The 12,638-nt window shown below is 36.9% G+C and carries 5 protein-coding genes; all 5 read right to left on the bottom strand.

Annotated features, from left to right (window positions below; genetic code table 11):
• A partial coding sequence (locus ACZIYX_RS22650) for a 3-coathanger stack domain-containing protein (protein ID WP_462684543.1) occupies positions 1 to 4,021 on the bottom strand: 4,021 nt, incomplete at its 3' end.
• Between the two features lie 35 nt (positions 4,022 to 4,056).
• Positions 4,057 to 9,465, bottom strand: a complete 5,409-nt coding sequence (locus ACZIYX_RS22645; RefSeq protein ID WP_462684542.1) for a hypothetical protein — start codon at positions 9,463 to 9,465, stop codon at positions 4,057 to 4,059.
• Between the two features lie 467 nt (positions 9,466 to 9,932).
• A complete protein-coding gene (locus tag ACZIYX_RS22640; protein WP_462684541.1) occupies positions 9,933 to 10,556 on the bottom strand; it encodes a hypothetical protein in 624 nt (207 codons plus the stop codon).
• A gap of 529 nt (positions 10,557 to 11,085) precedes the next feature.
• Positions 11,086 to 11,439 carry a four helix bundle protein gene (locus ACZIYX_RS22635; RefSeq protein ID WP_462684540.1) on the bottom strand — a complete coding sequence of 118 codons (354 nt, stop codon included), beginning with the start codon at positions 11,437 to 11,439 and terminating at the stop codon, positions 11,086 to 11,088.
• Positions 11,440 to 11,860: 421 nt separating this feature from the next.
• The gene (locus tag ACZIYX_RS22630; RefSeq protein ID WP_462684539.1) at positions 11,861 to 12,397 is read right to left on the bottom strand and encodes an OmpH/Skp family outer membrane protein; all 537 of its coding nucleotides are present in this window, start codon (positions 12,395 to 12,397) and stop codon (positions 11,861 to 11,863) included.
• Positions 12,398 to 12,638 lie beyond the last annotated feature (241 nt).

The raw sequence follows: 12,638 nt of genomic DNA, 5'->3' as shown, positions 1-12,638 counted from the left end.
GGTAGGCATATCGATAATCCCCCACCTGGTTACGCCCTGGCATTGGCATCCCAAAAGGATAATAATCGGTACTCGTCATTGCCATTGCTTCCCCTTGTGGATTTCTACCCACTACAACACGTACATTGCCTAAATGATCGGTTAACTGGTATACATTTGTACCATCTGATTTTCGAACTCCTAATCTACCAGCTCCATAAATAGTATTTTCTACTACCTGTCCATCGCGATAAATTGCCATAGGTGTTCCTGCTGCGTCGCGCACATAATGCTCGATATAGCTTAAACTGCCATTGGTTGGATTATAGGATTCTTTACGTACCCTATGCCCCTTATCATTGTAAAAGAACTTGACCAATGGTTGATTTCCTTTTTTCACTTCGGTTACCAAACCACTGGCATTGTAAAGATAGGTAATATTTTCAGATCTATTGTTTACCAATTGCCCTATTTGGTTATACACATAATTATCGGTATCTGTTTGGGTCCCGATATCCTTTGCTCCTGCTACATCCCCCTCACTATCAATTACTTGTTTTAACTGATTTGGTTTGTTATTGCCCGTATCGTATTTATACTCTAATTTATCCATGGCATTACCAGTCCCATTCTCCGTATGCTTGTTACGATGTAAGGTTTGTATATTACCATTAGCGTCATAGGTAATATTATCTACTTTATAATCGCCATTGGCATTTGCAATTAGTGTACCGGCACTAATATCCCTAACATAATTAGAAGATCCTGCGGTTATTTTTGCAGTAAAAACACTTCCGGATTGGGCATGAAATCCCGGTACCAAGGTTATGCTTACATTCGCTTTTAAATGTGAGGTTTGCCCCGAGTTTAGCACATTATTTACCGAAGGAAGGTGGTCATCATTAGAAGGTGTTACCGTGTTCTCTTCGTCGATAATAGTAGGTATACTAGTATTATCTGGCAAGAAATTGCCATATTCTGCTTTTTGCAACCAATTATTTCGGTTATATGTATATTCGTAGGTATGCTCTTTACCCGGGATTGGGTTATAATCAGAGTTCCAACGGATTCCTTTAATATTACCGTTATATTGATCGAACCCGTAATTGGCACTTTTTATATTGGGTAAAGGACGGTTATAATCATGTTTGTTATAGTCTATAATCATCCCAAACAAGTCATTAGCATCTCCACCGGGATCATTTGCTGCATCCAAACTGGGGTGGTTGATACTTTTTAAGGCTCCTTGCAGATTATATACATAGTCTATACCTTGTAGCCCCTGTGCTATATTGGTTCGTTTTAAAGCACCGGTTTCGTAATAGGTATAGGTAGCATGTTCTGTAAAACTGGTGTCATTAACAGATGTTTCTACTTTGGTAAGACTATAGTCGGCAGGGTCATAGGTATATCTATGAATAAACTGATCGGATGCTCCCTTTTGATAATATACTTTGGTTACCTGACTGGTTACTTGATCGTATACATAGTCTATCGTCTTTAGCTCCTGCAAGCCATTAATTTGTTGTACTATCCACTGTACCCTGCCATAAATATCATAACTATACCATGTGGTGGTGGTTTCGGGTTTTAGCGTTTGGGTTTTTACCACATTGCCCGCAACAAAAGATTGGGATGCATAGTTGTTTTTTCTGGTATCTGCTCCAAAAGCGGCTGCTAAGCCTGCATTATCGGAGTTATCATATATGGTATGATGTATTTCTGAACAGGAAGTATCCTCCAGACTGTCTACATCATCTTTTATATTTCGTAATGCTGTTTTAAATGGATCTACCGTATTAGAAGGATCTACATATATTGGTGTAGTATCATTATCTGTAAATACCCCACTTTCTATCGGCCTGCCTCGTTGATCGTAGTTGGTATATGAAAATTGTTTATTTTCTAATTGTTTGCTGTTTACAGAAAAACGTATTTGTCCGTCTTTACGATATACAAACCATGCTTGGCCTTCGTCCGGACTTTTTGTATATTCTAATTGCCCTAAAGAGTTATAGATATAAGCACTTTCTAAATGCTGCAATGGTTGTTTACTCTTTACCAAACGCCCTGCCTTATCGTAATAATTAAGGCTGTAGTCATAATAGTTTTCGGGATACGTAACCGATGTATTTGCATTGTAATTATTTAGATCCCTGAATGCTATTCTATAAAAACCATTTGGCAGGCTACCATGAGCAGTGTTTATTTTCTGCTCGGTAATCAAATCAAATATATCATACAAAATACCCGAATGCCCTTGAATAGAAATCCCTGTGCGCCCTACCGGTATATGAATATCCACAAATCCTTGTTCTCCTATAATTACCGAAGAGGTTCTGTTTCCTGATCCACCGCTACGCGCTGCTGCAAGGGTATTGCCATCGGTATCGGTAAATACTACGTTTTCTATACCATGTACATCTCTGCTAACTGTTTTGATAATTTTATAGGTATCGTATTTAGATTCTGCAAAAGCGTCTGGTTTTGATAATTCTTGCCCGGCCGGCATAGAAAAAACATACCCGTTTTTCCATTTTCCATCTATTTTATTACCCCCTATAGTTTTTAAGGCAGCTCCCGGATTTAACTCGCTATAAATAGTGCGAGAATATGGTCGTGCGGTTACATCCTGATAGGGTTCTGCGGTGTTATTGGCACTATAATAATATCCTACTGTATTGGCTTGTACACCTAGCGTAGATGGGTTTTCTGAATTGTTCTCAAAGTCGTTTGTTGTAAAATTTGAATTACTGGCGTTTTGTATAAAATTGTTTTTATGCTCAAATAATATCTGAGTACGTGCCGGTGCGGATAAAGTTTGTAACGCTGGTCTGCCCTGTTTATCGTAAAGTGTTTGCGATGCCCAAATTTTACTGTTTTTTATATCATAGGATTGTGATTGTGTTGGTTTTCCTAACTCATCAAAATAGGATTTGGAGGCTGAAACAAGGTTTCCTAAAATATCAAAGTTCAGGCTTCGTATAGAGTTTAGTTTTTCATTAGGGTTTTCGCCTACTAGGCAACCATTATGTGGCCCTTTTTCATCAATACAATTATCCAGGTTATTATCTACATATCCACGGGGAGGTTTACATCCTTTTTGAACTGTCGCATCTCCTGAAGGGTCTTCAAATGCTACCCCTCCTACAATATCCCTTGAATGCAAAGGGTCATTAGGGTCTCCAAAACCATCGCCATCCTTATCCCTATACCAGGTCATCAAGTTAACATCAGGATCATCGTCATTACAGTCTCCCTTCAATATTGAAAACCCAGTATCAGGTATCCTACAGGTAGAGTACCCCATGCCTGCACCATATCCATCGCCATCTTTGTCTATATATACTATAGTTTCTGCCTGGGCCTGACAATAAGGTTCTCCTGTTGGTAAATTTATAATTAAAGGGTTGTTATCATCATAATCCCCACCAACTTCAGCGTATCCTAAACGTGGTTTCTCACAGAAAAGCTCTCCGGCTCCTGTTCCAAAGCCATCATGGTCACCATCTACATAGTAACGTTTCTTTGCTTTAATATTTGGATCATTATCATTACAATCTATCTTATAAGCATATCCCAAAACTTTAGTACAGGATACTATACCTGGTTTGGTATCATCCCCATGGTCGTCGCCATCTGTATCCGGATACCAGGTAGAAGCTTTATAAAGCCATTGATTATCATCATGACAATCCTCATTATTATAGGCTACTTGAAGATTTTCCTGAATATCTCCCGTTATATCTACAAAAGGTCTTATAACAGGTGGGTCAACAGTAATAAACTGATCACAAGACGTTATCCTTATTGGGCTAGCATTTACATCTCCTTTACCATCTTTATCCCGATCCGGCCAATAGTCTCCTAATCTACATGCTACACTATTATCTGGAGGTCCATCAGGAGGTAATTCGCCACCTATTGACTGCATCTCTTGTGATGATTCTTGTAAAGGAGCTGTTTGTTGCTCTTGTCCTGCAACAGTTGAACTCACAAACACACATAAAAGCGCAATAACACATCTTAATTTTAAGTTCATTCGATAATTTGACTTACTACATATATTCATGATTCTTATTGGTTTTTATATTTGTATTGTAGGGTATTACTTAATTTGAATCCTCCTATGCCTTTTCCATTAATGGTATCTGCATAGATATCGTCAATTTTTTTCTTATCGATATCAGATAAACATTCATAAGCATACAACGATGACCCTATTGGTATTAATACTGTTTCATAAGAAATTTTTTGGTAAAATTCTTGAAGTTTTTGTTGTAAATCTGTATCATTCATTGCAGAAAGAACAGCGGGGTCTATACCCAATTCATTCCCAACACTAAAAAATGGGACAACAGAATTTCTATTTTCATAATCCCGAATACAATCTATCGAATATGAGGTACTATTTATAAAAATATCCTTGATTTGATTTTGCTCAGCAGTATCAATTAAATAATCTTTAGAGCTATCCACTACTTCTATATAAGTATTTTTTAATCTACCTGCCTCATCATATTCATATCTGGTGGCAAGGTTATTGGCTCCAATAATGTGTGTTAATTCATCCCACTCATTATATACATAACTGGTCATTGATGATTCTACAGGGTGTATTCTAAAATCATCTGCATATATTTCTCCCGCAGAAGAGGTTATATAAATTGTTTCTGCATCTGTAGATAGTTCTTCGTAATGTTGCAACAGCGTATACTTTCCAGCATCTACCCGTTCGCCATTAAATACTTTTATAGCTCCTTTACTATATATTCTTGCATTATCTGCTCCATCTTTATTCACCCAAACAGATATTTTATATCTACCTGCTCTATGTTCGTTAAGTTTCATTATTGTTTTAAACCCTTGATCTCCAGATTTTAATTCTAAATAATATTTCCCAGTATGCGCCTTACCAAATCCTTTTCTATAATTTCCTCCAAGAATTTCTTTTCCTATATAATTTCCAGTTGTATATTCTGCTCCAGAATAAAACATCTCATTATACCCAGCATTGGCTACAGCAACTATTTTCGTATCGTTATCCCCCATTTTGGTAGCAACTTTATTACCATTAATATCCTGAGACTCTAATGGCATCGAATAGTGATCGTATAGGTTTATGGTAGAGGTATTGATCCATTTTGGATTGGATTGGGTGCTACCCCAAACAAACCCATCCAGATCTCCTGTATATCCTGCATAAGCTCCATCTGCATCTATATCGCCTTTCCAAGTATACGTTTTGTGCTTACGCCAGATTTTTTGGGTACCCGTAGCGGCAGGTTCTGTAGAACCATCAGGTTTACGGTACTGCCAATCATTGTTCCAGGTGGTGATGCCTGCTCCTATGGTTTTCCAGTCTGTACCTACTTTTATCTGAGTTAGATTTGCTGCAGTTTGAGTGAGCATATTTTTGTTTGTTGGGTTGTCAACCTTTGCTCCCATACTCACATATTGTTCGTATGCAGGAATTGTTTTGGATTTATGTTCTGTACCATTGCTAGAAACTGTTCTGGTCTCAGTTACTTGACCAGTTAAAAAATCATGTTTATCAAAATAGGTTGTGTTGGTAAAACCTCCCTGACTAGTAGTTGTACTTTCAATTAAGTTAGGGTATTGTACCATGCTTGATGAAAAAAAGGAATAATAAATAGATGTCCTTTCAGATCCCCCTGTATTGGTAAAAAACTTTTCATATTCTTCATGTTTTTTGACGCTCTGAAATGAGCTTTGATATATTCCTGTAGATTGATCACTTATATCATTAAAATGTTTATACTTATTAGTGGTATGTGTTAATAATTGATTGCTTTTATTAAATGACTTTACTGAAATTAAACTCCCTAATTTTGACGTAGCATTGTGAATAGTATGTTTATACAACTTCAATTTAACATTAGGTTTTTCATTTTGAGCTTGAGTAACTCTAAAAGCATCCCCCATACTAAAAATCTCTTCTGAAATTTTTCCAGATGAAAAATTGTAAGGCTTCAATGTTTTGAATTTATAGATCGTAAATCCATTAGAAACACTAACATTTTTACCAAATGAAGAAACAGTAACATATTCGTACATTACATTAGGAGAAGGAATTTCTTCTATGTATGGAACTAACCTATCATCATCAAAAGGTTCATAAGAAGTAATTCCTGAAATTTGTCCTGTTATTGGGTTTTTATAATCATATGTAGTCGAATATTCATCAACCCCATCACTTATTTTTATGTTTTTCACTCTCAATCCTCCTCCTTTTTTCCCATTTGGATCTTGCGTAGTATATAAACCATGATTGCTAACAATGTCAAAATAAAGAAGACATTTAGAAAGTCCACTAGGTATTTCAAAATCTGCTAACTCTCCTTGTACATTAATAACAGGTCTACAACCTGAAGTTATAAACTGGTTATGAAACCTTGTTATCTCGTTAACTTCAAGTTTAATATTTTGGTTATTATTTATCTCGCTAATTGTATAAATATCTGTGACTCCTTTTGTTCTTTTAGTCGAATTAAGGTATTCGCCATCCCAATACCTCCATCTTATTTCTAATTCATCACCAACCCTAAAAATAGTATTAAGATCAAAATTTATACTGGCTGGATCAAAGTTAACCGTTAATTGATTTGAGGATTTGTTTATACTACTAATAATTTTATTATTAGTAGATGTTTGCTCTCCTCCATAATAACTATATCTAAAACCATGAAAAATATTATCATTCATGTTTCTATATGCAGCCTCTGCATAAAAAGAATCTTCTTCATATTCGATATTTATAGTCCCTCCAACTGGTGTTTCAATTTTATTCAAACTCCATGCATCTTCATTATCTTTAACATAACCCCAAACATCTGAATTATTGAAATTATAGCCCATAGAGGGCTTATTATATGAAAATTTATATGGAGGGATTAGTTCAACTCCTCCTTTACCCTTTGTTCGAACATTTTTGAGCGTAAGATGACCATTTTGAGCATTTGGAATACTATTACTTAAACTATAATCATAACCAAAATTAATAATTTTTTGTGCCTTTCTTTCTAGATTATTTTTTATATCATAAATATCTATTATTTTATCATCATTGTTGAGAAGATATACATTTAACTTTGTGCTAGGTCTATCAATAGTTACATTTTTCATCAAAAAACCATCATAATTAACTAGGTAACCATCATTGTAATAAGTATATGAAGCTTTTCTATAAGATCCATAATTACTTTGAGAGCCATTTTTATCATAATTAACATCTTCGTTTTTAAGAATTAATATTTTATCAAGTCTCAAGCTTTTTGCTTCTGATATATCTACATATTTAAAGGAATTTTTTGCCGCCCTAACATTCCTTCCCTGATAATCATCTAATTGATTAGTATTAACATCCCAAAGTTTATTAAGCGGAGTAGGCTTCAACTCTTTATCTTGAACAACCTTTAAAATATCTCCAGAATGTATATTACCTCCTTCATATTTATTTTTGTAGTGACTAAATTCAGAGCCTTTACCATCATTTCTAATCGATTTAACAAAAAGTGCAGAATGTGTTCTTGTTTTAATTTTATCCAGATAATAAACCTCTTTAACTCCCCAAAAATAAGTTTGTTTGTCTGCTAATTCTTTAAATCCTTCTTTGGGACTTCTCCAAGCATATCCCCCATTCCATTTACCATATTCAAATTCTACCCAATATCCATAATCTTTCTCATCAACTTTACCATTATCATTAATATCTATATAATCTGGACCAGTAACAGCAGTTAACAACCAATGAGTTGCATATGGCTTTGTCTTTTTAGATTCAAAAAAAGAAGAATATTCATCTTGAATGTTATTGAAGTTTTTATAAAAAGATTCAAAATGATATACAGGTTGCGAGTAATGATATGTTTTACCATCTACTGTTGTAACTCTGTAAGCGCCGATTCCTTCTGAAGGATACTTTATGTCACCCCTATTAAAATTAGCTGTATCGATAAACCAACCATTAGTATTCCTATTAAGAATGTCATGATTCGTAAAAGTTTCAATAAAACTACCATCCCTCTTCCTATTTCCTGTTTTTTTTACATCTCCATTTATCGTTGTGTTAGAATTATATGTGTTATCTGTTTGAATCTGGATCGAATTCAAAATTTCAGTATCTGAAGGTTTGTTAAAAACAATGTCTGATAAAACGTTGAATTTCCCCGTTTGTGTTCTTAGAAAAGAGCTATTGTTTCCTTTCAAATAAAAGTTTATTTTATTACCCAATTTATACTGATCTGCTATTAAAGGGCTAAAATCACTAAGGTAGTCAACCTTGATTTTTAAAGTACTGTTTGTATCATAAGACCCTATCCTTTCATATCTATATCCTTTATTAAAGAGTCTTACTTCTTCAAAAATTTGAGGGGTTAAGGTACCTGACAAACCTTGAGCAGTAATAGAATAACTATCGTAATTAGGAAATGTAATTGCGCCTTCAGTCCTTAAAGAAACATCTCCGTAAAAAGATGAGTTTTGGTTTAATACATCATGGAATTCATCTGCCGCATATTGTTTGACATCCATTAGATTTAGGTGATTCCTAGAATATCCTCCTTCTTCATTTTTACTATTATTATATAAATTCAATGTCCCACTTACATATAAATTTGTGTCTTTATACAATGAATATGAATATTTTCTATGTCGATAACTAGCCCAGTAAAGCCCTACATCAAAATTAAAACCTCTATTAATGTCTTGTATATAATAGTCATTTTTACTAAAAGAAGTCTGCCTGTTTGTTGTTCCAACATAAGAACTAAGTGAAAAAGATGATTTACCTTCACTATTTAAGCTTATTCCTACGCCATTCCATTTTAAACTAGCATTAGCAAAAGATTCTCCTGTACTAAGATTCAAATTCATTGAGGTTGATACGATTCCATAACCAACTCCTAAACCAATAGAAGTTCCATAATTCTTTTGATAATTTATTGATCCATTAATATTTACTCCAGCAATGCTTGCTCCAACACCAAAACCAACACCTTCAGAGCCAAACTCACCTCTAAGACCAGCATATCCTACAACACCTCCCCAAGCTTTATAATCTCCCCAAGCTGCACTCATACCAAGAGTTATTCCGTTCGGTAATGTTCCTCCTATAGAAAATGAATATATCTCCTGCGTTGCTCCCTTATCATAAAACAATTCACTAACTCTTGTTTTCCCCCAATCATCTGGATATCCATTTACAGCCCGATTAATCGCCCCTGGATTTAAAGACCACCCTAAACCTACCCAGGACGCTTCCTGATCCATTGCAATACCAGCGTGATACGATAATGCTAAGGGATATCCTCCTTCTGGACTTGGTACATTAAGTAAGGGTAACACATAAGACATATCTCCTGTTACCAAATTCACCATATCGGTAGCATCTACAGGCTCAAAAGAAGCGGCTTCGGGAGCGTTAGGACCGTTATTATTTGCCCATAGTTGGTTATACGGGATCAAGGTTTGTAAAAACGTTAGGATAAAAAATACTGCGATTGCCCGGTGTCGGTTGGGTGTCCGAGGTTCGAGGTTCGAAGACGGGTGTCGGAGGTCGGGTGTCCGAAGACGGGTGTCCGAAGTCAGAGGTCGGAAGTCGGTGGTTCGAAATTTCTTTTGGAATAGTTTCTTCATTTTAGTGCTGTTCATAGAGGTTTTCTTTCTTTAAGTCGGATGTCGGGTGACCGATGTCCGAGGTTTTTATTTTTGAGTCCGAAGTCGGGTGTCCGAGGTCGGAGGTTTCTTTTTGTTTTAGAGTCGGAAGTCGGGTGACCGAAGTCCGAGGTTGTTTTGTTGTCCGAGGTCGGAGGCCCGATGACCGATGTTATTCTCTTCTGGTTCCTGCCCTCCGTCTCCAAACTTCCGACTTCCGTCATCGGACTTCGGTCATCCGTCCTCCGTCTCCCAACTTTAGACTTCGGACATCCGTCTCAAAACTTTAATTTTGGTTCGTTATTCATCATCTTTGTTGGTATTTTAAATTTTACTTCGCCGGTATAAAATCCTAAGTCTTCTATTGTTAATGTCACAAACTCTTCTTTTGTTACTTTTTCTTCTCGCGGATATACCAAAAGCATTGTGGTTGCTCCGCTCATACCGTACATTCTGGGATAAATATAATCTGCCATAACTATAGTGTCCTTTTTTGGTGTATACAGGTGTACTTTCTGCTCCATCCCAAAGGCTAATTGATTTACCATAGCTCCGAATTTTTGTTTATCCCCCGCTACATTGGTCAATAATTCCTGATTGTTTTTGGACATGGATAAAGTGAAATACATATATTCTTTATATTTACTTCGTAAACTGTCTATTTTTGTAGTTGTAACTTCTCCTGTCAACTCCTGATGCACTAATACATCTGTTGGCTTGTATAGTAAAGAAAAATCAACTCCGTTTACTGTTTTTGTATAGAGATATCCATTATCCGGCTGCTTTATATACTCTAACAATTGTTCTGAAGAGTCAAACGTTTTGTTAGTACAAGAGATAATAAGGAGTACGTTTATTATCAGTATACCTTTAACAATTTTATATTTTCGTTTTAATTTCATTTCTGTTTTTTGTTTGAAGTCCGAGGTCCGAAGTCGGATGTCCGAGGTCGGAGGTTGTTGTTCTGTTTGAAGTCGGAAGTCGGAAGTCAGAAGTCCGATGACCGAGGTCCGGGGGTTTCTTTTACTTTTTTAGTCGGAAGTCGGGTGACCGAGGTCCGAGGGTTTCTTTGTTGTCTGAGGTCGGAAGTCAGAAGTCTGATGACCGAAGTCTGGGGTTTTCTTTGCTCTCCGAGGACGGGTGACGGATGTTATTCTATTCTGGTTCCTGCCCTCTGTCTCCAAACTTTCAACATCCGACAACATCGGACTCCCAACATCTGTCATCGGTCACCCGACTTCGGACCTCGGATATCCGACTTCGGACTTCTGACTTCCGACTTCCGTCTCCAAAACTTCCGTCCTCTGTCATCGGACTCCCGACTCCCGTCCTCCGTCTCCAAAACTTCCGTCCTCCGTCATCGGACTTCGGTCACCCGACTTCCGTCTCCAAAACTTCCGTCCTCCGTCTCCCAACTTCTGTCTTCTATCTTCATTTTATCTTATTTTTAAAAGCTACCATCATATTCATTAATTCAAAACTGCCATTATAATGTTTTTCAAATTCTTCATCTGATATATATTCTCTTCTTTTTGCTTTGTGTAAACAGGTTACTACTTCTGCTAATGAGCGTATAGAATACCCCATAAATCTTTTAAATTCAGGATTTGTTTGCCCTATAGATCCTTCTGATATATTTAATGCTACAGAATCTATTGCTCTCCTTATTTGAGAAGATAGATTATACATTTCTTTTTTTGGAAACTTCTTTGACAACCCATTTACAGACTCTGCTAAATCCATTGCTTTTTGCCAGATGATTAAATTTTCGAATTTGAATTTCATTTCTGTTTTTTTTAAGCCGGATGACGGGTGACCGAGGTCCGAGGGTTGTTTTTTTGCTCTGTTTTTAGTCGGAAGTCGGGTGACCGAAGTCCGAGGGTTTCTTTTACTTTTTTAGCCGGATGACGGGTGACCGAGGTCCGAGGGTTTCTTTGTTGTCTGAGGTCGGAAGTCAGAAGTCTGATGACCGAAGTCTGGGGTTTTCTTTGCTCTCCGAGGACGGGTGACGGATGTTATTCTATTCTGGTTCCTGCCCTCTGTCTCCAAACTTTCAACATCCGACAACATCGGACTCCCAACATCTGTCATCGGTCACCCGACTTCGGACCTCGGATATCCGACATCGGACTTCTGACTTCCGACTTCTGACTTCCGTCCTCCGTCTCCAAAACTTCCGACTTCTGACTTCCGACTCCCAGACAGCCTACTTCTTCCCTTCAAACTCGGCGTTCAATTCTTTTAAAACAATTTCTGTAAGATCCGCAGATTTTTCCCCATACATAATGGTTCCGTTACCAGTAGCTCCAAAAATGACTTTATATCCTTTATTTTTTCCATACTCTTTTACAAAATCATTGATATCGTTAATTACCGTTTGCGTTACTTTCTTATCTTCTTCTTGTAATTGCTTTTGTACGGCTTGTTGATAATTATTTATTTGTTGTTGTTTATTTGCTAATAATTCTTGTTTTAGCTCCAGTTCTTTTTTGGTCATACTGCTACGTTCTTTTTCATACCCTTTAAGCTCTGTTTGCCAACCCGAAATCAAACTATCTACATTAGTTTGCATGGTTTTAGCCTTTTTTTCGAATTCTGATTTTACGATTTTGGTTCTTTTATAACCATCTAATAGTTTATTTACATCTACGTATACTAACTCTGATGAGGATTGCTGAAAGAAAAATGATCCTACAGATGCTATTAATGCAATAATGGCGATGGGTAATGCTAGTTTGTTCATAGTTTTTATGTAAGTCGGAAGTCGGGTGACCGATGTCCGGGGTTGTTTTTTTCTCTGTTTTAAGCCGGATGACGGGTGACCGAGGTCCGGGGTTGTTTTGTTGCTCTGTTTTAAGTCGGATGTCGGGTGACCGAGGTCCGGGGGTTGTTTGTTGCTCTGTTTTGAGCCGGATGACGGGTGACCGATGTCCGGGGTTGTTTTTTTCTCTGTTTTAAGCCGGATGACGGGTGACCGAGGTCCG

This window comes from Aquimarina sp., assembly GCF_977115655.1.
The sequence above is the reverse complement of the archived record's forward strand: the minus strand, read 5'-3'. Positions and strand labels throughout refer to the sequence as shown.

Coding starts and splice junctions, on each gene's coding strand:
- ACZIYX_RS22640 (WP_462684541.1), bottom strand. CDS start 10,556: ATGAAATTAAAACGAAAATATAAAATTGTTAAAGGTATACTGATAATA.
- ACZIYX_RS22635 (WP_462684540.1), bottom strand. CDS start 11,439: ATGAAATTCAAATTCGAAAATTTAATCATCTGGCAAAAAGCAATGGAT.
- ACZIYX_RS22630 (WP_462684539.1), bottom strand. CDS start 12,397: ATGAACAAACTAGCATTACCCATCGCCATTATTGCATTAATAGCATCT.